This window comes from Dinoroseobacter sp. S375 (assembly GCF_049800775.1).
Classification (GTDB): domain Bacteria; phylum Pseudomonadota; class Alphaproteobacteria; order Rhodobacterales; family Rhodobacteraceae; genus Dinoroseobacter.
The window spans coordinates 415,582-435,698 of record NZ_JBNAFR010000003.1; the positions used below are offsets into that span (position 1 = coordinate 415,582).

Annotated in this window: 24 protein-coding genes; 11 read left to right on the forward strand and 13 right to left on the reverse strand. The window is 61.4% G+C overall.

Annotated features, from left to right (window positions below):
* The first annotated feature begins 73 nt into the window (after positions 1-73).
* From ACP150_RS09830 to ACP150_RS09870, 9 genes are read left to right on the forward strand one after another with little or no spacing between them, the layout of a single operon-like run.
* Entirely contained in the window at positions 74-574 is a 501-nt protein-coding gene (locus ACP150_RS09830) for a flagellar basal body-associated FliL family protein (RefSeq protein ID WP_424966429.1), read from the forward strand.
* Between the two features lie 9 nt (positions 575-583).
* Complete coding sequence (locus ACP150_RS09835; protein ID WP_424966430.1) at positions 584-1,033, forward strand: hypothetical protein; 450 nt, start codon at positions 584-586, stop codon at positions 1,031-1,033.
* Positions 1,033-1,638 carry a MotE family protein gene (locus ACP150_RS09840; protein WP_424966431.1) on the forward strand — a complete coding sequence of 202 codons (606 nt, stop codon included), beginning with the start codon at positions 1,033-1,035 and terminating at the stop codon, positions 1,636-1,638. The genes ACP150_RS09835 and ACP150_RS09840 overlap by 1 nt, the downstream gene beginning before the upstream one ends.
* A gap of 44 nt (positions 1,639-1,682) precedes the next feature.
* Entirely contained in the window at positions 1,683-2,552 is an 870-nt protein-coding gene (gene motA, locus ACP150_RS09845) for a flagellar motor stator protein MotA (protein WP_424966432.1), read from the forward strand.
* Positions 2,549-4,405: a hypothetical protein gene (locus ACP150_RS09850; RefSeq protein ID WP_424966433.1), complete on the forward strand. Its 1,857-nt coding sequence runs from the start codon at positions 2,549-2,551 to the stop codon at positions 4,403-4,405. The genes motA and ACP150_RS09850 overlap by 4 nt, the downstream gene beginning before the upstream one ends.
* An 11-nt stretch (positions 4,406-4,416) precedes the next feature.
* Positions 4,417-6,525, forward strand: coding sequence for a flagellar biosynthesis protein FlhA (gene flhA, locus ACP150_RS09855; RefSeq protein ID WP_424966434.1), 2,109 nt, complete (start codon positions 4,417-4,419; stop codon positions 6,523-6,525).
* Complete coding sequence (locus ACP150_RS09860; protein ID WP_424966435.1) at positions 6,522-7,295, forward strand: flagellar biosynthetic protein FliR; 774 nt, start codon at positions 6,522-6,524, stop codon at positions 7,293-7,295. The genes flhA and ACP150_RS09860 overlap by 4 nt, the downstream gene beginning before the upstream one ends.
* On the forward strand, positions 7,292-8,377 hold the full coding sequence (flhB, locus tag ACP150_RS09865; RefSeq protein ID WP_424966436.1) for a flagellar type III secretion system protein FlhB: 1,086 nt from the start codon (positions 7,292-7,294) through the stop codon (positions 8,375-8,377). The genes ACP150_RS09860 and flhB overlap by 4 nt, the downstream gene beginning before the upstream one ends.
* Positions 8,374-8,769, forward strand: coding sequence for a hypothetical protein (locus ACP150_RS09870; protein WP_424966437.1), 396 nt, complete (start codon positions 8,374-8,376; stop codon positions 8,767-8,769). Before flhB ends, ACP150_RS09870 begins: the two co-directional genes overlap by 4 nt.
* Here the strand turns inward: ACP150_RS09870 and ACP150_RS09875 are convergent.
* The 9 genes from ACP150_RS09875 to ACP150_RS09915 are packed head-to-tail and all read right to left on the reverse strand — an operon-like array spanning position 8,754 to position 13,298.
* Entirely contained in the window at positions 8,754-9,248 is a 495-nt protein-coding gene (locus tag ACP150_RS09875; protein WP_424966438.1) for a flagellar basal body-associated FliL family protein, read from the reverse strand. The genes ACP150_RS09870 and ACP150_RS09875 overlap by 16 nt on opposite strands.
* A gap of 8 nt (positions 9,249-9,256) precedes the next feature.
* Entirely contained in the window at positions 9,257-9,985 is a 729-nt protein-coding gene (gene flgH / locus ACP150_RS09880; RefSeq protein WP_424966439.1) for a flagellar basal body L-ring protein FlgH, read from the reverse strand.
* 16 nt (positions 9,986-10,001) lie between these two features.
* Positions 10,002-10,427: a flagellar basal body P-ring formation chaperone FlgA gene (gene flgA, locus ACP150_RS09885; RefSeq protein WP_424966440.1), complete on the reverse strand. Its 426-nt coding sequence runs from the start codon at positions 10,425-10,427 to the stop codon at positions 10,002-10,004.
* Positions 10,424-11,209: a flagellar basal-body rod protein FlgG gene (flgG, locus tag ACP150_RS09890; protein WP_424966441.1), complete on the reverse strand. Its 786-nt coding sequence runs from the start codon at positions 11,207-11,209 to the stop codon at positions 10,424-10,426. The genes flgA and flgG overlap by 4 nt, the downstream gene beginning before the upstream one ends.
* 21 nt (positions 11,210-11,230) lie before the next feature.
* Positions 11,231-11,947, reverse strand: a complete 717-nt coding sequence (locus ACP150_RS09895) for a flagellar hook-basal body complex protein (protein WP_424966442.1) — start codon at positions 11,945-11,947, stop codon at positions 11,231-11,233.
* Between the two features lie 9 nt (positions 11,948-11,956).
* A complete protein-coding gene (locus ACP150_RS09900) occupies positions 11,957-12,223 on the reverse strand; it encodes a flagellar biosynthetic protein FliQ (protein WP_424966444.1) in 267 nt (88 codons plus the stop codon).
* Positions 12,223-12,501 carry a flagellar hook-basal body complex protein FliE gene (fliE, locus tag ACP150_RS09905; protein ID WP_424966445.1) on the reverse strand — a complete coding sequence of 93 codons (279 nt, stop codon included), beginning with the start codon at positions 12,499-12,501 and terminating at the stop codon, positions 12,223-12,225. Before fliE ends, ACP150_RS09900 begins: the two co-directional genes overlap by 1 nt.
* Before the next feature lie 14 nt (positions 12,502-12,515).
* Complete coding sequence (gene flgC, locus ACP150_RS09910; protein WP_424966446.1) at positions 12,516-12,908, reverse strand: flagellar basal body rod protein FlgC; 393 nt, start codon at positions 12,906-12,908, stop codon at positions 12,516-12,518.
* A gap of 6 nt (positions 12,909-12,914) precedes the next feature.
* Positions 12,915-13,298, reverse strand: a complete 384-nt coding sequence (locus ACP150_RS09915) for a FlgB family protein (protein WP_424966447.1) — start codon at positions 13,296-13,298, stop codon at positions 12,915-12,917.
* A gap of 94 nt (positions 13,299-13,392) precedes the next feature.
* Here ACP150_RS09915 and ACP150_RS09920 point away from each other — a divergent pair, with 94 nt between their 5' ends.
* On the forward strand, positions 13,393-14,730 hold the full coding sequence (locus tag ACP150_RS09920) for a FliI/YscN family ATPase (RefSeq protein WP_424966448.1): 1,338 nt from the start codon (positions 13,393-13,395) through the stop codon (positions 14,728-14,730).
* Here the strand turns inward: ACP150_RS09920 and ACP150_RS09925 are convergent.
* The 4 genes from ACP150_RS09925 to ACP150_RS09940 all read right to left on the reverse strand — a co-directional run bounded on the left by ACP150_RS09925 (position 14,727) and on the right by ACP150_RS09940 (position 18,830).
* Positions 14,727-15,476, reverse strand: coding sequence for a peptidase (locus ACP150_RS09925; RefSeq protein WP_424966449.1), 750 nt, complete (start codon positions 15,474-15,476; stop codon positions 14,727-14,729). The genes ACP150_RS09920 and ACP150_RS09925 overlap by 4 nt on opposite strands.
* 127 nt (positions 15,477-15,603) lie before the next feature.
* A complete protein-coding gene (locus ACP150_RS09930) occupies positions 15,604-16,452 on the reverse strand; it encodes a transglutaminase family protein (RefSeq protein ID WP_424966450.1) in 849 nt (282 codons plus the stop codon).
* A gap of 4 nt (positions 16,453-16,456) precedes the next feature.
* A complete protein-coding gene (locus ACP150_RS09935) occupies positions 16,457-17,398 on the reverse strand; it encodes an alpha-E domain-containing protein (RefSeq protein ID WP_424966451.1) in 942 nt (313 codons plus the stop codon).
* A gap of 4 nt (positions 17,399-17,402) precedes the next feature.
* Positions 17,403-18,830, reverse strand: a complete 1,428-nt coding sequence (locus tag ACP150_RS09940) for a circularly permuted type 2 ATP-grasp protein (RefSeq protein WP_424966452.1) — start codon at positions 18,828-18,830, stop codon at positions 17,403-17,405.
* A gap of 166 nt (positions 18,831-18,996) precedes the next feature.
* Between ACP150_RS09940 and ACP150_RS09945 the strand changes: the two genes are divergently transcribed.
* Positions 18,997-20,046 (forward strand): glycosyltransferase family 4 protein, encoded by a 1,050-nt coding sequence (locus ACP150_RS09945; protein ID WP_424966453.1) that lies wholly within the window; start codon positions 18,997-18,999, stop codon positions 20,044-20,046.
* Positions 20,047-20,117 lie beyond the last annotated feature (71 nt).

Genomic DNA, 20,117 nt, shown 5'->3' on the forward strand with positions numbered 1-20,117 from the left:
AGAGCAGTCGGTCTTAATAATCGGTTAGTGCTGTTGGGCTAATCCAAAAGGAGAACGAAGCGGGAAAGGTTCCATGGCGGACGAGGCACAGACAGACACGGAAGAGACAGAAGACGCCCCCAAGAAAAAGGGCGGAAAGCTGTTTCTGATCATAGGGTTGGTTCTATTGCTTGCGGGCGGTGGCGGCGCGTTCTTTGCGGTGTATTCGGGAATGATTCTCGCACCGGCTGAACATGCGGAGGATGCGGCTCCGGAAGTGAAGGATGACGCGCCGGATGTCGCCTTTGTTCCGCTGGATCCGCTCGTCGTGTCGCTTGGCGCGGATGGGAGCAACTCGTATCTGCGGTTCACAGCCGAGCTCGAAGTCGAAAGTCGCTACGAGTCCGAGGTCTCGCATCTGCGTCCGCGCGTGCTCGACGTGCTGAATGGCTACCTTCGTGCGCTGCAGGCTCAGGACATCGAAGCGCCGGCCGCGTTGATGCGCTTGCGGTCGCAGATGCTGCATCGGGTTCAGATCGTGACCGGTGAAGGCCGCGTGCGGGATCTTCTCGTCACTGAATTTGTACTGAACTGAGGGGCCGCAATGACTTTGATCGCCGATATTTTCCTTGCTGCCGGAGCTCTTGGCGCAGCGATCTACTGCCTCGTGCTGTCGCGGAGGCTTGCGCGCTTCTCTGATCTCGAGAAAGGCATGGGCGGTGCCATTGCCGTGTTGTCGGTTCAGGTCGACGACATGACGAAGGCCTTGTCCAAAGCGCAAGGCACCGCAAGTACCGCGCAAACGGATCTTGATGCGGTCTCTGCACGGGCGGAGGCGGCGGCTCAACGGCTCGAGCTCTTATTGGCATCCATGCACGATCTTCCAGCACCAGTTCCGCCGGCTCCTGCTGCGAGCGCGCCCGCGGCCCCGACCGCCCAGGCTCAGGTTACCGCGCCCCCCGTGTCAGCGACGCAGGCGCCAGAATCTGGCTCTGAACCTGCGGATGCGGCGATCCAGTGGCGCACGCGTCGCCCCGTTGGAGGCGCAATGTGATGACGAAAACACCCCCCTCACGCCGTACCCTCAGCCGGCCTTTGATCGTTGTGGCTTTGATGCTCGTTGGCTCGGCGGCAATTCGTATCACCGAAGGGATCGGCCCGGTCATGGCAGACTCCAAAACGGCCATGGCAGCGGAAGACTATGAAATCGCCAGTTGCCCGACTGAGCCTGAACTGGACCTTCTGCAAAAATCGCTTCTGTCGCGTGAAGCCGAGCTTATGGAGCAGGCCAAAACAGTTGTCGCGCGAGAGGCGGCCGTCCGTGCCGCTGAGGAAGACATGGCTAAGCTACGTGCCGAACTTGATGCTGGCCAATCTGCCCTTGCTCAGGCCGAAGCGGACTTTGCGGCGCGCGTGAAGAAGGTCGAGAAGGCCAGCGAGACCGACATATTGCAGCTGATCGCGGTCTATGAGGCGATGAAGCCGAAAGACGCGGCCAAAGTCTTCGAGGCCATGTCGCCTGAATTTGCATCAGGCTTCCTACGCGAGATGCCGCCTGACACGGCTGCCTCCATCCTCGCAGGTCTGTCTCCAGATTTCGCCTATTCCGTCAGTGTTCTCATGGCCGGTCATAGCGCCGGGATGAGCGCGTCCAACTAACCTGAGCGCCGCATAGCGGCATCCGACCTGAAAAGGGTAAGACTGTGATTGGTATTATCGGTATCGTTGTCATCTTCGTCATGGTCTTTGGCGGGTATCTCGCCGCGGGCGGGAAAATGGGGATCATCCTAAAGTCGCTGCCCTTCGAGATGACGATGATCGGCGGTGCCGCGGTCGGCGCCTTTGTCATCAGCAACGATATGGGAGGGATCAAGCACACCCTGAAAGACCTCAAGAAAGTCTTCAAGGGACCGCGCTGGGCACCGGAAGACTATCGCGACCTTTTGTGTTTGCTGTTCGAGTTGATTCGCCTTGCGCGGCAAAACCCTGTGGGGTTGGAAGAACACATCGAGAACCCGCCGGAATCCAATATTTTTTCGAAGTACCCGAAAATCTTGGAAGATCGTGAAGCCATCGATCTGATCGCAGATACCATGCGCAGCGCATCGATGAACTATGACGATCCCCATCAAGTCGAAGAAGTGCTCGACAAGAGAATTGACGCAAATCTCGAGCATGCGCTGCACTCGAGCCATGCACTTCAGACTGTGGCTGACGGGCTGCCTGCCCTCGGGATCGTTGCGGCGGTTCTCGGCGTGATCAAAACGATGGGATCCATTGATCAACCCCCTGAGATTCTCGGCAAGCTGATCGGCGGCGCCCTCGTCGGTACATTCCTTGGGGTGTTTCTTGCCTATGGCCTAGTGGGGCCGTTCTCTACCAAGGTGAAAACGGTTGTTGAGGAAGATTCCCATTTCTACCTTCTCATTCGAGAGGTGCTCGTGGCGAACCTCCATAAACACGCCGTCAACAACTGTATCGAAGTCGGGCGCCAAAACACTCCGAGCCACATCCGACCTTCGTTCAGCGATCTTGAAGAAGCGCTCAAGCAGTTGAAGCAGGAGGCGGCATGATCCGCTTCGTCGCAGTTCTTCTGGCGACGACGCTCGCCACGCCGTTGCTGGCCGCGAACATCCGGTCAGGAGAGCACGCGGATTTTTCTCGTCTGGTTATTCAGTTTGATGAAGCGACCGACTGGGAGTTGGGGCGCTCAGATACAGGATATGTCATGCGATCAGCGGGGCTTGGGACCCCGATGGATTTGACGGAGGTGTTCAGGCTCATTCCGCGCACGCGGATCTCTCGTGTGCGGCACGACCCCTCGGCATCACAGTTTTGGCTTGATCTGGCATGTGATTGCCATGCGGATGCTTTCGAGCTCCGCGAGGGGCGCGTTGTGATCGACGTGAAAGCCGGGGCCGCGCCGGACACAGCAAGATTTGAAGAACCGCTCAAATCCCGCACGATTGCGGAGAAAATGGACGCAAAGCCACCCGTTTCGGAGGTCCCCTCACCTGCTCCCAAGGCTGAGATACCTCCGCCTCTGCCCGTCAACCTTGATCGCGATCTGTTCCGTTCCGAACTTGTTGAAGGGCTGTCGAAGGCCATGACGCAAGGGTTGATTTCGCCGGGGTTCTCTTTGGAGGAAGCTGCCAAGAAACCAGTAGATGAGCCAAATCCGGAGTCTACCGCAAGTTCCGATCCCGAAGAGGAGGTTGCGCCAAACTCGGTTGGCCGCACGACGCTGACGCAGGTTGAACTTGATCGCTTACGGCGGTTTTTGTCGGATCCCGAGCGCAACACGTCGCAATGCGCCAAGTTCCAGGATTTGGAGTTTACGCTCGACAACATCGATCCCCTCAGCGGTGTGCGTACAGAACGCGCGCGCCTCTACGATCCCATGGGCCGCCTGTCACAGAGGTCGGCGTTTGATCTGGCTATTGCATATCTCTCTCTCGGTTTCGGTGCCGAAGCTCTCGAGATTCTCGAGCTTGTGGACCAGCAGGACACCCGTACGCCGGCGTTCAAAGCGATCGGTGCCATCCTCGAACAACAACCCATCACCTCTGCGAACCCGTTCTGGGGCCAGATCGAATGCCGTGGCGGCTACGTGATCTGGGAAGTGCTGTCCCGCGAAACCGCCAGCCGGCTTGACGAAGAGCATCTTCGCGGGATCCAGCTGCACTTTCTGGAGTTACCAAAACAGCTACGTCGACGGATCGGGCCAGAACTCGGCGTCAAACTTGCCGAAGCGGGCTATGTGGAAGTGGCTCAGGTTATTCGAAACAGTCTCGTGCGTGCAGAGACCAATGAGTTCGCGGCGCTCCGAAGCATTGATGCTTCCATGGCTCTGGAAATCAAAGAAACCCAGCATGGTGTTCAACATCTAGAAGAACTGGTTCTTCAAGACACGGCCGACGCGCCAACAGCTCTTCTGAGGTTGTTCGATGCCTATAGCCGCAATGGATTGGAACCTCCTGAGAAGTTCATGGCGTTGATCTCCAGCTACAGTTTCGAGCTTCAGGGAACCTCTACCGGTGCTCAACTCGCACTGCGCGAGATTGAGTTTCTTATCCGTGCGGGCCAGCTCAACGATGCCTTGGATGTCATGGACCGGTTTCAAAACAGCGAGAGGAAGCTGAGTGACCAGGAGCTGGATCTTTTTCTGGATCTTGCATCCGAGACCGGAACCGAAATCGCATTCGGTCGCTTTGCACTTGCCCTTGCAAACCGGCTGGAAGCACGCACCGCAAGCGCTGAGGTTTTTGGGGCCGTCGTTACAAGGCTCATAGATAGCGGGCTTCTCGAAGTCGCCGAAACACTGCTGGATCGCAGCAGTTTGCGCGACCGCACTGTCGTGGACGAACTTAGAACCCGTCTGTCAGATCGAAAAACCGGGGTGCTCGTCACACTCGACGCCGGGTAGGAGGAATTCCTGTGAGTGCAGAAAGCCTTGCAGCGCAAAAAGGAGAAGGACGAAAGATCGTACAACCGACGATCTTCTTTGTCGTTCTTCTGATGGGCATCATCATCATGATGATCCTCCCAATGCCATCTTTCGTCCTTGATGTCGGGCTGGCGCTCTCCTTCGCTCTCGCCATTCTGATCTTCACGGTGACGCTTTTCATCCAGAGACCTTTGGACTTCTCTGCGTTTCCCACCGTTTTGCTCGCATCACTGATGCTACGCCTTTCGCTGAACGTGTCCTCCACCAAGCTGATTATCGGCAACGGTCATGAAGGGACCGGTGCCGCAGGTGGCGTGATCGAAGGTTTCGCCAATTTCGTTATGGGCGGCAGTGTTTTCCTCGGCCTCGTCGTCTTCCTGGTCCTGCTGATCGTGAATTTCATCGTCATCACGAAGGGCGCGTCCCGGATGGCCGAAGTGGGTGCGCGATTTGCTTTGGACGGGATGCCCGGCAAACAACTTGCGATCGACGCGGATATGTCCGCCGGGGCGATCGATCATGCGGAGGCCAAGCAAAGGCGCGAAACCGAGCAGGCCGAAACGACGTTCTTCGGATCGCTGGACGGGGCGTCAAAATTCGTAAAAGGGGACGCGATCGCGGGTCTCCTGATCACAGCTCTCAACCTTGTCATGGGCCTGATCATCGGGACGACCCTGCATGATATGCCCTTTGGTGAAGCGTTCCGGAGCTATTCGATCCTGACGGTCGGCGATGGCTTGGTGACGCAGATACCGGCTGTTATCATTTCTATCGCAGCCGCGCTCCTACTGGCGAAAGGGGGGTCATCGGAAAAGGCCGACATTGCGATCACGGCGCAGTTTGGCAAGCATCCCGCAGCCCTGGCAACTGTCGCCTTCATGATGTTTCTGTTTGCACTTGTCCCTGGCCTGCCATTTGTGCCGTTCATGCTTGGGGCCGTCCTTCTGGGGGTGGCAGCGCTTCTGCTCTATCGCTCCGAGGATGCGGCGGAACCCGAGAACGCTCTCGAAGCCCCGGCCGAAGACTCGGTCAAGCCGGAGACCATGGGGGATGTGCTCGACGTGGATGATATCCATGTCACCTTCTCGACCGATCTCGTCTCGGCAATTCTGGATTCAGCCGGGGGACTGGACAGCCGTATTCAAAGCATGCGGAACCATATTGCGACCGAGTTTGGTGTCATTCTGCCGGAGATCCGGTTGACAGATGATCCGACGCTTCCGGCCTCTTCCTATGCGATCCACATGCATGGCGTAGAGGAGGCACAAGGCGTTCTGCACCCGGGACGCATTCTTCTGCTTCTCCCCGAGGAAGGGTTCGGCGAGCCGACCGAGATGGATGTCAAAGAGCCGGTCTATGGGGCGCCTGCGCGCTGGATCGACGAAAAAGACAGGGAGGAGATGTCGCTTCTCGGAATGACCACAGTGGCGGCAACCGAGGTCCTGGCAACCCACCTGCTCGAAGTGATGAAGGCGAACCTCGCACGATTGATGAGCCTGAAGGCGTTGCGCCGTTTGATCTCGGAATTGACCAATACCGCGGATCCGGCCCGGAACGAAGGCAATCGCATGCTCATCGAAGAGCTCATTCCGGAGCGGGTGACGAATGACACTCTGATCGCGATCCTGCGGCTCCTCTTGGAAGAGCGGGTGTCCATCCGCAACCTTCCGCTCATCCTCGAGGCCATTGCCGAAGCCAAGCAAATCAGCAGCTCAATCGACGGCATTCATGAGTATGTTCGCCAGCGTCTGGCCTTTCAGATCGTCGCGGGGATCAAGCGGCCGGATGGCTCTATTCCCCTGATCCAGCTGGCCCCGGACTGGGAACCGATATTCGCCGCGAACTCGGTGGGGCGTGAGGATGGAGCATCCGATGTCGCGCTTCCCCCTGATCTTTTCCAGACGCTTGTCCAGAACGCGACCGAGAAGGTTCTGAAAGCCAGCGAAACTGGCGTCAGCCCGGCCATCGTCACCTCGGTGCGCCGCAGGCGGTTCCTGTCCACCGTTCTTGCGAGCAAAAGTGTTCAGGTCCCGGTGCTGTCTTTCGAGGAACTTGGCAAAACCAGCCGCCCGGCGCTCGTGGGCGTGATTGGCGTATGACAGCCGCTCTGTTGGATCTGGTCGGAGAGGCCTTCCCGATCCTCGTCCTTGCCGTTCTGAGGATCGGGGCCGCGATGGCGTTCCTGCCGGCATTCGGAGAGCGCGCTGTACCGGTGCGCATCAAGCTGGTGCTGACATTGGCGTTAGTGACCCTTGTCTTCCCGGTCTTGCTGGCGACCCCGTTTGAGCCCATCTCGGGGCCAGGAGACTGGGTCACCCGCGGCAGCGCCGAAGTTCTGAGCGGGATTTTCCTCGGGTTCACGTTCCGGTTGATGGTCTTTGCTTTGCAGGTTGCTGGCTCCATTGCGGCCCAATCGACCTCCCTTGCGCAGGTATTCGGTGGGGGGGTCACACCGGATCCGCAGCCGGCCCTTGGCAATATCTTCCTGATGTCCGGCCTCGCTCTGGCGGCACTTTCGGGGTTCCACGTCCACCTCACCGAGGCGTTCTTGCTGTCATTCTCGCTTTTGCCTCTGGGGACCCTACCGAACCCGACGACCCTAAGCGCCTGGGCGATCTCCGATGTCAGTCGCATGTTCGTGATCGGATTCTCGCTCTCGGCGCCCTTCGTTGCCGCGGCAATGCTCTACAATCTCGCTCTGGGCGCCATCAATCGTGCCATGCCGCAACTCATGGTGGCATTCGTGGGCGCACCGGCACTTACGGCTGGGGGCCTCGCCCTCGCCGCCTTGAGCGTGCCATTCCTGTTGGCCCATTGGTGGGAGCTGTTTGAAGCATCGCTCTTTGCGCCCTTTGGACCGGTGAGATGAGCGAAGAGGATCCCGATGACAAGCCGTTCGAGGCCTCTGAGAAGAAGCTCCTCGATGCGCGCAAGAAAGGGGAGCTGGTCAAGTCCACCGACTTGATCGCAGCCGGAAGCTATGGCGGGCTGACCCTTGGGCTTCTGGCCATCGGTGCGGGGACACTGTCCCAGGCCGCAGGGACAATGCAGGCGCTTTTGCGCAACGCGGATACTCTGTCGACAGAGCTTTTCTCAGGAGGGGGCACGACCGTCTCGCTGTCGCTGATTATTGGCACGGTTGGTGCCCTCGGTCTGTGGTTTCTCATCCCCATGGCGGGTGCGCTTATGAGCATATTGTTGCAGCGCGCGCTCGTTTTCGCCCCAACCAAGCTCGAGCCAAAGCTGAACCGGATCTCCATCCTGTCGAATGCCAAGAACAAGTTCGGGCGCGACGGTTTGTTCGAGTTCCTGAAAAGCGCGATCAAGCTGGTCATCTTCACCATCTTGCTCAGCCTTCTTCTCCTCTGGGAACTTGACGAGATCGTCGCGCTCGCCGCGCAACCCATCAGCGCGATCATCGTGTTCATCTTCTTTCTTTTGCTGGAGTTTCTCGCCCTCACTCTGGTCGTCACAGCGGTGATCGGGGCTGTCGATTACCTCTGGCAGCGCGCGTCGCATCTCAGAAAGAACCGCATGTCCCGGCAGGAGATGATGGACGAAGCGAAAGCGTCCGAGGGTGACCCCCAATCCAAGCAATACAGGCGACAGCGCGCGGTCGAGATTGCGACGCAGCAGATGTTGGCGGATGTGCCAGACTCTAGTGTCGTGGTCGTTAACCCGACCCATTATGCAGTGGCCCTGAAATGGGACCGGTTCTCTCCGCATGCCCCGATTGTCGTGGCTTCGGGGGTGGACCATGTCGCGGCCGCCATTCGCGAGCGCGCACAGGAGGCGGGTGTCCCGATCCATCGCGATCCACCGACAGCGCGCGCGCTTCATGCAACCTGCAAGCTCGGCGACGAAATCCCGCGCGAGCAATTCAAGGCCGTGGCGGCAGCCATCCGATTTGCCGAGGCCATGCGCAAGAAAGCCAAAGGACGGCCCCAATGACCCCGGACGAGTTGCGTGATCTTGCAAAGCTTGCAGAGCTGAAAAAGCAGATAGAGCTTGGTCGGATGCAGCCGGAATTGAGCCTGCGTCAGGCCATCTCTCGCGATATCGCGAGCCTTCGGGAGCGGCTCTCTGCTCCGCCCGCGGATCCCTCGGACCCTGTTCTCATGCTGCAGGATACGGCCCATAAAGACCTGCTGGAGCAGAAGCTCAAGCAGCGCCTTGTGCATCTCAGCCAGGTGGAGGCCAGGATCGCACAAATCTCACCGGCCCTGGCACAGGCGAGCGCCCGCAAGGATGTCGCTGAAACACTGTTGGATCGGGCCGAGAAGGATCAGCGCAAATCCCGGGAGGACGCCCGGATTGCGCTCTCCAATCAGATGACGTCCTGACGCACGATGTCCATCACGAGGACATCCTTGATGTCTTCGCCGATCATTGACCGGGCCGCTTCGCGCAAGGCGACGCGCAGTGTCTTGAGTGTGAAGCTCTCGGTGAAAACACCGTCGAAGCCGCCGGAATTCGAATGGTCGAACAGAACCGCCAGCAGCGCGTCGCGGATCCGGGGCTCGCGTGCATAGATGTCCGCACGGACGCCATTTGTGACCTCCAGCGTGATCGACATCACGACCAGCGACGCCACTCGTCCATCCCGCACAACCGGTACGACGAACTGGTTGTTCAGCTTGACGTATTCGTAATTGGCGTTCTGGTCGTAGGTTTCCTCGGTCGTGAGCTTGGGCAGCTCTTCCTCGACCTCAGCCGTGTCCGGTTCTGGCGGAGGGGGCGGCGGCGGACGGAGGAAATAGCCAGCCGCACCCCCTCCAGCGAGGCCGATGATCAACAGGATAACTGGAAGAAGCTTCGCCATGGTCGACCTCAGAAGGGCAGGATGATGTCTGCGATCTGCTGGCCATAGCGTGGCTGCTGCACATCGGTGATCTGTCCACGACCGCCATAGGAGATCCGGGCGGAGGCAATCTTGTCATAGGTGATCTCGTTCTGACGCGAGATATCCTCAGGCCGTACAAACCCGGTGACGATGAGCTCTCGCAGCTCGAAATTCACGCGCACTTCCTGCGTGCCCTGGATCTGGAACACGCCGTTCGGCATGACACCGATCACGGTGGCCGCGACCCGCAGGGTCAGTTTCTCACGGCGCTTTACCGATCCGTCCCCTTCGGAACTGCTGCTTGAGTTCGTGCTGACGGCGGAGCCAAGGCTTGCGCCTTCGGGCAGGTCCTCGTTGATCCGTTCGGGCAGGCCGAAGAAGCTGTCGATGCCGAGGCTTTCGCTGCCGGCTCGCGAACGTTCGGTACTGTTCGAGATCTCGGCCCGCTCATCTATTTCAATCACAACCGTCAGGATATCGCCGTTCTGTCCGGCTCGGCGGTCTCCGAGCAGAGAATTGCGCGTCCCGCTCCAGAGCGAGGCAGAATCCGGCGCACGCAGCAAGACGCGGTCATTTGGCAGCGGGGCGGACACCATGGCCTGGTACTCGCTCCCGCCAGAGGTCGAAGTGAAATCCGGCGCCTTGCCCACATCGCCAATCCGCGCACAAGCGGTCAGCATGGAGAGGCAGACGATCAGGCCTGTCGTGATCCGCATCGGAGATCCTTTCCGCTCAGGGCGCTTTGACGGTGGCTTCACCCGGGCCAGTGACGGTCGCAAAGACCGTGGTCCGGGAGGAAATGTTGAGCACGCGGATCGTCTCTCCGAGGCCTGCGCGCCCCAGGGCGCGACCTTCGGTGCTGATCCGCATGACGGGCGTGGCATAGACCAGCGACACCAGCGCATTGCGCTCCACCAGCGCGGGCAAGCCAATCTGATCCAACCGGATCGGGCGCCCTGCATAGAGAACCACGCGCGTTTCCTTGCCGAGCGCTTCGGCCGCGGAGGACACCGCGCCCGGCGTGGCACCCGGGACGATCTTGAAGTCGTCTGCGGTCAGCACGGCCTGCGCGCGAATGGTGCGCGCGGCGACCAGCGTGTCTGCCACAACCGGTGTCGAGGCGAGGGCGGCAAGAAGAGTGACGATCAACCGGGTCATCGGATCTGCGACGTTGCGCCCATCATCTGGTCGGCGGCACTCATCACCTTGGAGTTCAGCTCATACCCGCGTTGGGCCTCGATCAGTTCGGTCACCTCGCGGACAGCGTCCACCGAGGAGGCTTCGAGATAGCCTTGCCGGAACGTGCCGAGCCCATCCTCACCGGGTGTCCCCACAAGGGGGGGGCCAGAGGCGTTCGATTCCATGAACAGGTTGCTGCCGATCGCCTCAAGACCCTTGGCATTGGTGAAGCCGGCCAGCGAGAACTGCCCCAGCAACTCAGGCTCGACCGTGTCGCGGAAATAGGCGTAGACCTCGCCTTCGCCGTCCACGGAGATGCGGGTGGTGCCCTCGGGGATGACGATTTCGGGGACGACCGAATAGCCATCCGAGGTCACGATCAGGCCTTCGGCGGAGCGTTTTAGCGCCCCGTCCCGGGTGTAGGCCGAGGCACCGGAGGGCAATGTAACTTCAAGATAGCCCTTGCCTTCAATGGCGAGGTCCAGATCACCGCCGGTCTGACTGAGCGTACCCTGGGCCAGTTCGACGGTCACGGCTGCAGCCCGGACACCCAGGCCCAGCTGAACACCGGTCGGCAGGGCGGTCCCGTCCGAGGCGTTGATCGTTCCGGGTTGTTTGACCTGCTGATAGTGCAGATCCGCGAACTCAGCCCGACGGGCGTTGTACCCGGTCGTGTTCATGTTCGCGAGATTGTTCGAGATCACCTCGACCCGCATCTGCTGGGCGCTCATCCCGGTCGCTGCAATTTTCAGAGCACGCATTCTGCCTCTCTTTCCGGCCGCCTATCGGCCCAGGGTCTGGATCACTGTTTTCACCCGGTCGTCTTCCTTCTCGAGAAAGGACTTCGCGGATTCGTAGCGTCGCTGCACTTCGATCATGCGGGCGACCTCAACGATGGGGTTGACGTTGGAGCCTTCGACAAAGCCCTGATGCACCGTGGCGTTCTCGGCCGGGGCAACCTCGCCATTTGGAATAAAGGATACGCCCTTGGCCCGCTCCATCAGCTCGGGCTCCACGGGCACGACCATTCCGATATTGGTCAGGGGGCGGCCATCCGCGCTCAGCGTGCCGTCCGCCGCAAGCGCGATGGAGCGGGCATCGGGTGGGATGAAGACCGGGGCGCCGCCAGCATCCAGCAGTGCATAGCCATCCGGCGTCACCAGCTCGCCATTTGCATTCGGCTCGAACGCGCCGGCCCGCGTCAGGCGCACGCCTTCGGGGGCGGCGATCTGAAAGAAGCCTTCGCCTTCGATTGCCATGTCGAAGGTGCCACCGGTCTCGCGCAGCACCCCTTGGGAGAAATTCGTGTTCTTCGCGCCCGTATCGGTCATCGAGATCGACGGCTGTCCCAGACCGGTCGTCTGGACAAACTCGGAGAATACGAGGCCCTCGCCGCGATAGCCGGTGGTCGAGATATTCGCGATATTGTTCGCGATAATCGCCATTTCCCGTTTCAGGCCGCTCTGGCGCGCGAGGGTTGTATATTGCGTACTGTCCATGCGCGCCTCCTAGAACAACGCGATTGTCGGGATGATTTCCGCGTGGAAGAAATCGGTCAGGGTCTCGGTCATGAAGCTCATGCTGACCCAGAACACCGCCAGCATCAGGGCGGCCTTGGGCACGAATGTGAGGGTCATCTCCTGCACCGAGGTCAGCGCCTGAAACAGGCCCACGATCACACCTGTGACCAAGGCCACGGTGAGGATCGGCGCGGACATCAGGACCGAAATCCAGAGCCCTTGCCGCAAGGTGTCAAAGAAGATGATCTCGGTCATCAGACGGGCATCCGCAGAATTTCCTGATAGGCCTCGACGACCTTGTTCCGGACGGTCACGGCGGTCTCGACGGCCAGTTCGGTCTGGGCGAGGGCCTCAACCAGGGCGTGGGGGTCTGCGCCGCCGGTCATGGCGGCCTGGGCTGCGGCCTCCCCCTCCTGGATGGTCTGGGCAAAGCTGCGTGCGGCGCCGAGAAAATCGGGGCCGGAGCCTTGCGGTGCCATGGCATCCTTGGAGCGGGTGTATAATTGGGCAGCGGTGCTGGAGGTGATGTCCATTCTGTCCTCGGGGCTTAGCGTTTCAGGAGTTCAAGCAGGGAGCGCGACATCTGCCGCGCGTTGTCAAAGCTGCGAAGATTGGCCTCGTAGCTGCGTTGCGCCTCGCGCGCGTCGGCCACCTCGACCATGACGTCGACATTCGAGCCGTTGTAATGGCCCGTCTCATCCGCGAGCGGGTGGGCGGGGTCATAGATCTTGCGCAGGGCGCTATCGTCGAGCGAGATGCGCGCCATTTTCACGCCATCGCTGCCATCGAACCCGTTGAGCATCTGAACGAATTCGGACTGCTTGCGCTGATATCCGGGCGTGTCGGCATTCGCGATGTTCTGGGACACCACGTTCAGGCGATGGGCCTGCGCGATCAGGCCCGTGGCGGAAACGGAGAGGGATTTCAGAAGGTCACTCATGATCGATCACCCCCGACCCAGACTGGTGCGCAGGATATTCATCGAGCTGCGATAAACAGAGAGCGCCAGCTCGTGCTGATGCCGGTTCTCGGCCATGCGCACCATCTCATGCTCAAGCGACACGGAGTTTCCATTCGGGGCAATGGGCGTGTCGGTGATGTCATACAGGGTGAGATCGAGATCGCGGTGGACGCCAAAAGCATGGCCGTCTCGCGTGGTGCGCATTCCCGAGGACGAGATCTCGCGAAAGCTCTCGGCAAAGCTGCGCAGGTCCTGCGAGCGGTAGCCCGGCGTGTCCGCGTGGGCAATGTTTCGAGCGATGGCACCGTGGCGCTCGGTGGCGTGGGCCGCCATTGCGCTCGCAGTGTTAAGGATCGTCAAATTTTTCATATCGGGGCTTCTCCCTCGATGGCTTCAACCAACGCTTAACCCCGATTCCTTTAGAAACAGTAAGTGAACATTCCCCGGCACAGAAAGGCCGCCCATGCAGACCGACTTCTCCAGCCTCGCCGCGACGATCGACGGTCACAGCTTCCATCGGATCTCTGGACATGTCTCCGCATTGCGCGAGGCGGTGGTCGAGGTGACGGGCCTGAACCGCCACGCCTGCCTCGGGGATCGCGTGCTGCTCACCGGGGCCGATGGCTCGCAGGTCGGGGGCGAGGTGGTGACGCTCTCGAGCTCTCATATCGAGGTCTTGCCCGAGGCGCGGATGCAGGGGTTTGCCCTGCATGATCGCGCCTATTTCCAGGGGCGCAGCGAGGTGCGTCCCTCCGAGGACTGGATTGGCAAGGTGATCGATCCGTTCGGGCGCTGTTATGATGGCAGCACGCCCGCGCCGGGGCCCAAGCCCTATCCCCTGCGGGGGGTGCCGCCCTCGGCCATCACGCGCAAGGCGCTTGGGGCGCGGCTTGAGACCGGAACGGCCGTCTTCAACACCTTTCTGCCGATCGTGCGAGGGCAACGTCTGGGCCTCTTTGCCGGGTCGGGGGTCGGAAAATCCACGCTATTGGGGAAACTTACGCGAAGTGTCTCTGCGGATATCGCTGTCGTGGCCCTGATCGGCGAGCGGGGGCGCGAGGTTCGCGAGTTCGTGGACAAAACCCTTGGGGAGGCCGGGATGAAGCGCGCGATCGTGGTCGCCGCAACCTCCGATCAGGCCCCGTTGCTCAAGCGTCGTGCGGCCTGGCTCGCCATGTCCATCGCGGAATATTTCCGCGATCTGGGCGGGCATGTTCTGTTCCTCACGGACTCGGTGACGCGGTTTGCCGAGGCCCATCGCGAGGTGGCCCTGACCGCGGGCGAGGCACCGAGCATGCGGGGTTTTCCGCCGTCCACCGGACAGATGATCATGGACCTTGCAGAGCGGGCCGGGCCCGGTCCCGAGGGGGTCGGGGACATCACCGGGATCTTCAGTGTTCTGGTTGCGGGGTCGGATATGGATGAGCCTGTCGCGGATATTCTGCGCGGCGTGCTCGACGGCCATGTGGTGCTGTCCCGCGAGATTGCCGAGCGCGGGCGATTCCCCGCGGTCGATGTCCTGCAATCGGTCTCGCGGAGCCTGCCGGAGGCCGCGACCAACGAGGAAAATGGGCTGCTGTTGCAGGCCCGCCGGACCATGGGCGTTTACCAAAGATCGAAGCTGATGATCCAGTCCGGACTCTACAGCCAGGGCAGCGATCCGGAAATCGACGCGGCGATCATCGCCCATGCGGAGCTGGAGCGCTTTCTTGCCCGGGTCGAAACTGGATCCATCGCCGATAGCTATGACATCCTGCGCCGCCTCTTCCCGCCGCAGCCGGGGGGCGCAGGGCTCGTCTAGGTCTCGCGGCTGTCATCCATGCGGTAATTGGGCAGGCTGTCGAAGGCCATCTTCAAGGCCTCGCCCCATCCGCTAGAGATCGTCTGGAAATAGCTGTCCTCGCGGGTGATCCGCGCGGCATAGCCCAGTTTCAGCGCGTCCGTCTCGATCACCTGCACATCGAGCGGCAGATCCACGGACAGGTTCGCCTTGATGGTCGAATCGAAACTCACCAGCAGAAGCTTGATCGCGTCCTCGAAACTCATCTCGGGATCAAAGGCGCGCACAAGGATCGGGCGGCCATATTTTGTCTCGCCAATCTGAAAGAACGGGGTGTCCTCGCTGGCCTCGATGAAGTTCCCCTCCGGGTAGATCATGAAGAGCCGGGGCGGGCTGCCCTTGATCTGACCGCCCACGAGAATCGTCGCGTTGAACGTGCTGTCTGCCCGCGCGCCCGTATCGGCGTTGGACTGGATCACCTCGCGCAGGGTCGCGCCGACCATGCGGGCCACCTGGAACATCGATGGGGCCTCGAACACGGATGGCGTCCGCTCACCGGGGGCCTTCATCCGTTCATCGAGCAGGCTGATCACCGCCTGGGTCGTTGCGAGATTTCCCGCCGTCATCAGGGTGATCACGCGCTCTCCGGGTTGTTCCCAGCTGACCATCTTGCGGAAGGTGGAGATATTGTCCACGCCCGCATTGGTGCGCGTGTCCGACATGAACACCATGCCCTGGGCCATCCGGAGCCCCACACAATACGTCATCTTCTCTTCCCACCTACGCGCGCCCCGGACCCGTCCATTGGCCCGAGGATGTGCAAACCCTGTCTCGCATACTGGCCTTTGGCGGGCCTGTCACCCGCAATGAGGTCGCAAGGCCCCGCCGCCTGATCTATTGCGCCTGGTTCTGGGCCTGGCTCTGGCTCTGCGCCTGCCCGGTGCGCTGGGCCTGGACCTGCAGCGCGACGGACAGCTTTTCGGTCCCGTCACCGAACCGCATACCCGAAACGGGTGCGGCATCGGCATAATCGAGACCTGTCGCCACCCGGACATAGCGCGCATCGGGGCAGATCTCGTTGGACACATCGAAGCCGATCCAGCCGATCCCGTCCACATGGACCTCGGCCCAGGCATGAGTGGCGTCCTGCTCAACCCGGTCTTCCATCATCAGATAGCCCGAGACATAGCGCGCGGGCATCCCCAGGGCGCGGGCCGCGGTGACAAAGACATGGGCATGGTCCTGACAGACCCCCTTGCCGGCCGCGATCACCTCTTCGACCGTGCTGCCGGCATGGGTCTCGCCGGGCTGATAGGTGACCGCCTGCCCGATATGGGCCGAGAGCGCATGCATCTGGTCCAAGGGCGTGCCCTGGCCCTCGAACTCCCGCAGCAGCTTGCGCAGTCCCGGCCCCTCCTTGGTCAGGGGGGTGGGGCGCTGGAACATCCAGAGCGGCATGTAGCCCGAATGCCTGCCGGTCACCCCGTTGGTATCGGTCACATCCACCTCGCCCTCGCAGTGGATCGTGACCTGCGTGACGTCCTGATCAAAGCTGATCAGATGGGTCTCGTTCATATGCGCGTCTTCATAGACAACCTGGGATTGGGCGCCTTCCAGCGACATGGTCCAGTTCAGCACTTTCTGCGTGTCGCGGGATTTCGGCGTCAGGCGCACCTGCTGCAGGCCATAGGCCACCGGCGTGTCATAGGTATAGGTCGTCCGGTGGGTGATCTTCAAAAGCATGAGTTTATCCGTAAAAGCGGTAGTCCTGCTCGATCTGTTGACCGAGCATCGCATTGAAGCGCAGGAAGTCCTGGAGGAATTCGTGCAGCCCTCCCTCGAAGATGATGTCGACCGTGCTCGCCTTGATCCGCGCACAGACCGCGTCGGCGGTGTCGTGACAGGCATGGCGGTCGCCGTAATCGGTCTCGAGATAGCCGAGATTGTCCCGCAGCTTGCTATAGCAGAAGGCCAGTGACCGCGGCATCCGCTTGTCGAGCATGAGGAACTCGGCGATGTCCACGGGGCTGCCATCGGGGCCGTATTCATGCCGGAAGGCACCCTCGCCCGATACCGAGCGCAGGATCGTCTCCCATTGGACATTGTCGAGCGAGCTGCCCACGAAATTCGCTGAAGGCAGCAGGACATAGTATTTCACATCGAGGATCCGCGCGGTGTTGTCCGCCCGTTCCAGAAAGGTGCCGATTCGCGCGAAGTCATAGATGTCATTGCGCATCATCGTGCCGTGCAGCGCGCCGCGCACGAAGGCGCTGCGCTGGCGGATCGTGCCGAGCACATCGGGCAGATCGCGGGCCGGGACCTTGCGCGCGAGCAGTTTCTTGAGCGTCAGGTAACACTCGTTGACCGCCTCCCAGACCTCGCGCGTGAGCGCGGTGCGCACCATGCGGGCATTGTCCCGCGCGGCCGAGATCACCGACAGCACGCTCGACGGGTTGTCCTTGTCGCGCAGCAGGAAATCGATGGCATTCGAGCCCTCGAACTCCTCGTATTTCTCAAGATAGGCGTCCCGCGCCCCTGCCGTGGCGAGGATCGAGGCCCATTCGTTTTCCGCCGCACCCGAGCGCGTCAGGGCGATCCGGTGCCCGGCATCCACCAGCCGCGCGATGTTTTCCGAGCGTTCGAGATAGCGAAACATCCAGAACAGCCCGCCTGCCGTTTTTCCCAGCATGGCCTTACTCCTCCAGCACCCAGGTGTCCTTGGTGCCGCCTCCCTGACTGGAATTGACGACCAGCGACCCTTTCTGCAGGGCCACGCGGGTTAGCCCGCCCGGCGTGATATGCACTTTCTTGGGCGAAACGAGCACGAAGGGCCGCAGATCCACATGGCGCGGCGCGAGCCCGGATTTGGCAAAGATCGGCACCGTGGACAGGCTCAGCGTGGGCTGCGCGATATAGTTGTCCGGGCGCGCCTTGAGCTTGTCGCGGAAGGCGGCGATCTCTTTCTTGCTGGCCGCGGGACCCACGAGCATGCCGTAGCCGCCCGACCCGTGGACTTCCTTGACCACCAGATCCGCGAGATTGTCGAGCACATAGGACAGCGCCTCGGGCTCGTTGCAGCGATGGGTGGGCACGTTCTTCAGGATGGCCTTCTCGCCGGTATAGAACTCGACGATTTCGGGCATGTAGGAATAGATCGCCTTGTCGTCGGCAATCCCGGTGCCCGGGGCATTGGCGATGGTGATGCCACCCGCCCGGTAGACATCCATGATCCCCGGCACGCCCAGCAGGCTATCTGGGTTGAAGTTCAGCGGGTCGAGGAAATCGTCATCCACCCGGCGGTAGAGCACATCGATCGGCGTATAGCCCTGCGTGGTCCGCATGGCCACGCGCCCATCCACCACCTTGAGGTCATGGCCCTCCACCAGCTCCGCGCCCATCTTGTCGGCGAGAAACGCGTGTTCGTAATAGGCCGAGTTGTGGATCCCCGGGGTCAGCACGCCCACCACCGGACGCCCCGTGCAGGCCGGGGGCATGCAATCGCTCAGTGAACGGCGCAGGTTCTGGGGGTATTCCGAGACCGAGCGGACGGAGTTCCGGGCAAAGAGCTCCGGGAACATCTGCAGCATCGTCTCGCGGTTTTCGAGCATGTAGGAGACGCCCGAGGGCGTGCGGGCATTGTCCTCGAGGACGTAGAACTCATCCTCGCCGGTCCGAACGAGGTCGATGCCGACGATATGGGTGTAGACATTGCCCGGTGGAGTCATGCCGATCATTTGCGGCAGGAAGGCTTCGTTCCGGGCGATCATCTCGGCGGGGACGCGGCCTGCGCGGATGATCTCCTGCCGGTGATAGATGTCATAGAGAAAGGCGTTGATCGCCCGCACCCGCTGTTCGATGCCCTTAGCCAGCCGGGACCACTCGCGGGCCGAAATGATGCGCGGAACAATATCGAAGGGGATGAGCCGTTCGGCGGCCTCTTCGCGCCCATAGACGTTGAAGGTGATGCCCGTCAGGCGAAAGACGTCCTCGGCCTCGCGGGCCTTCTTGCGTAATCGCGCCGGGTCTTCGCTCCCGAACCAGCTGTCAAAATCTGAGTAGGGCGCGCGCACATGGCCGTCGCCCAGACCGGTCATTTCGTCAAAGGGCTTTGTAACTGTCATAAAAGTGAGGCTAACCTATTCCGTCTAACCTGCAATAGCCCTGTTAACGGGTGTTAACTGCCGGGAGGCTCCGCTCGCTGCGGTGCCCGGAAAGCGGGCAGTTCATGTCTGGCCCCCGCAGGCTCCGGCGGTTTGCAATGGCGGTGCCGGTGACCTAGGAGGGGGTATGTCCAGCACGCCCCGCCTTGCCGATCTTGATGTCATCGCGCCGAACCTCAAACGGCGGCTGTCGGGGGTCACCTCGACGATCATCCGTCTGGTGCCCTTGCAGGCGCGCGAGATCGGGATCGCGGCCACGGGGCCGGGCCTGCCGGAGCACGTGCCCCACGTGCCGCTGACAGCGCTCTTTGCCCTGCCGCGGGATCGCTGGCGGGTCTGGCATGCCCGGCGCAATACCGAGATGCTGCTGGGTCTCGTGCTGCGCCACGTGTTTCGACGCAAGCTGCGGCTCCTCTTCACGACGGCCTCGCAGCGCGCCCATTCCGGCTACACCAAATGGCTGATCCGGCAGATGGACCATGTGGTGGCGGTGTCGCAGAAATCCGCGGCTTATCTGGAACGTGAGGCGACGGTGATCCTGCATGGCATCAACCTGCAGGAGTTCACGCCGCCCGAGGACAAGGCCGCCCTGCGTCGCGCGCTCGGGATGGATCCCGACGCGGTTCTGATCGGCTGTATCGGGCGGATCCGCGCGCAGAAGGGCACGGATGTCTTCGTGGACGCTATGCTGGCGCTTCTGCCGGATCGGCCCGAGGCACAAGCCATCGTTCTGGGGCGGGCCACCGAGAAACACGTCTCTTTCCTCGCCGATCTGAAGGCGCGGATCGCGGCGGCAGGCCTGTCAGATCGCATTCATTTCCCCGACGAGGTGCCTCCAGACCAGGTCGCCAGGTGGTATCAAGCGCTCGACCTCTTCGTGGCACCCCAAAGGTGGGAGGGGTTCGGCCTCACCCCGATCGAGGCGATGGCCTGCGCCGTGCCCGTGGTGGCCACGGATGTGGGGGCGTTCTCCGAACTGCTCGATCCGCCGGATGTGGGAATTCTGGTGCCGCGAGATGATCTCGCGGCCCTCACAGCGGCCACGGCAGAGATGCTGTCCCGGGATCTCGCAGCCGAAGGGGCCGCCGGCCGCGCCCGGGTCGAAGCGGCCTTCAGTATCGAACGCGAGGCCAAGGCCCTGATCGCGGTCTACCGGGATTTGCTCGCCCGCGCGTGAGCTGCGACTTTGCCCCCCTTTCCCATCGCGTTCCCTTGGGATAGAGAGCGCGCTGACACCCAAAGGAGACC

Excerpts from the sequence above, each read along its gene's own strand:
- flgG (WP_424966441.1), bottom strand. The coding sequence starts at position 11,209 with ATGCGTGCTCTGAAAATTGCAGCGACCGGGATGAGCGCCCAGCAGATG.
- ACP150_RS09830 (WP_424966429.1), top strand. The coding sequence starts at position 74 with ATGGCGGACGAGGCACAGACAGACACGGAAGAGACAGAAGACGCCCCC.
- ACP150_RS09840 (WP_424966431.1), top strand. The coding sequence starts at position 1,033 with ATGACGAAAACACCCCCCTCACGCCGTACCCTCAGCCGGCCTTTGATC.
- ACP150_RS09835 (WP_424966430.1), top strand. The coding sequence starts at position 584 with ATGACTTTGATCGCCGATATTTTCCTTGCTGCCGGAGCTCTTGGCGCA.
- ACP150_RS09930 (WP_424966450.1), bottom strand. The coding sequence starts at position 16,452 with ATGCTTTTGAAGATCACCCACCGGACGACCTATACCTATGACACGCCG.
- ACP150_RS09945 (WP_424966453.1), top strand. The coding sequence starts at position 18,997 with ATGTCCAGCACGCCCCGCCTTGCCGATCTTGATGTCATCGCGCCGAAC.
- ACP150_RS09895 (WP_424966442.1), bottom strand. The coding sequence starts at position 11,947 with ATGGACAGTACGCAATATACAACCCTCGCGCGCCAGAGCGGCCTGAAA.
- ACP150_RS09915 (WP_424966447.1), bottom strand. The coding sequence starts at position 13,298 with ATGAAAAATTTGACGATCCTTAACACTGCGAGCGCAATGGCGGCCCAC.
- ACP150_RS09860 (WP_424966435.1), top strand. The coding sequence starts at position 6,522 with ATGACAGCCGCTCTGTTGGATCTGGTCGGAGAGGCCTTCCCGATCCTC.
- ACP150_RS09935 (WP_424966451.1), bottom strand. The coding sequence starts at position 17,398 with ATGCTGGGAAAAACGGCAGGCGGGCTGTTCTGGATGTTTCGCTATCTC.
- fliE (WP_424966445.1), bottom strand. The coding sequence starts at position 12,501 with ATGGACATCACCTCCAGCACCGCTGCCCAATTATACACCCGCTCCAAG.
- flgH (WP_424966439.1), bottom strand. The coding sequence starts at position 9,985 with ATGCGGATCACGACAGGCCTGATCGTCTGCCTCTCCATGCTGACCGCT.
- ACP150_RS09925 (WP_424966449.1), bottom strand. The coding sequence starts at position 15,476 with ATGACGTATTGTGTGGGGCTCCGGATGGCCCAGGGCATGGTGTTCATG.
- ACP150_RS09900 (WP_424966444.1), bottom strand. The coding sequence starts at position 12,223 with ATGACCGAGATCATCTTCTTTGACACCTTGCGGCAAGGGCTCTGGATT.
- ACP150_RS09875 (WP_424966438.1), bottom strand. The coding sequence starts at position 9,248 with ATGGCGAAGCTTCTTCCAGTTATCCTGTTGATCATCGGCCTCGCTGGA.
- ACP150_RS09850 (WP_424966433.1), top strand. The coding sequence starts at position 2,549 with ATGATCCGCTTCGTCGCAGTTCTTCTGGCGACGACGCTCGCCACGCCG.
- flgA (WP_424966440.1), bottom strand. The coding sequence starts at position 10,427 with ATGACCCGGTTGATCGTCACTCTTCTTGCCGCCCTCGCCTCGACACCG.
- ACP150_RS09940 (WP_424966452.1), bottom strand. The coding sequence starts at position 18,830 with ATGACAGTTACAAAGCCCTTTGACGAAATGACCGGTCTGGGCGACGGC.
- ACP150_RS09920 (WP_424966448.1), top strand. The coding sequence starts at position 13,393 with ATGCAGACCGACTTCTCCAGCCTCGCCGCGACGATCGACGGTCACAGC.
- flhB (WP_424966436.1), top strand. The coding sequence starts at position 7,292 with ATGAGCGAAGAGGATCCCGATGACAAGCCGTTCGAGGCCTCTGAGAAG.
- ACP150_RS09870 (WP_424966437.1), top strand. The coding sequence starts at position 8,374 with ATGACCCCGGACGAGTTGCGTGATCTTGCAAAGCTTGCAGAGCTGAAA.
- flgC (WP_424966446.1), bottom strand. The coding sequence starts at position 12,908 with ATGAGTGACCTTCTGAAATCCCTCTCCGTTTCCGCCACGGGCCTGATC.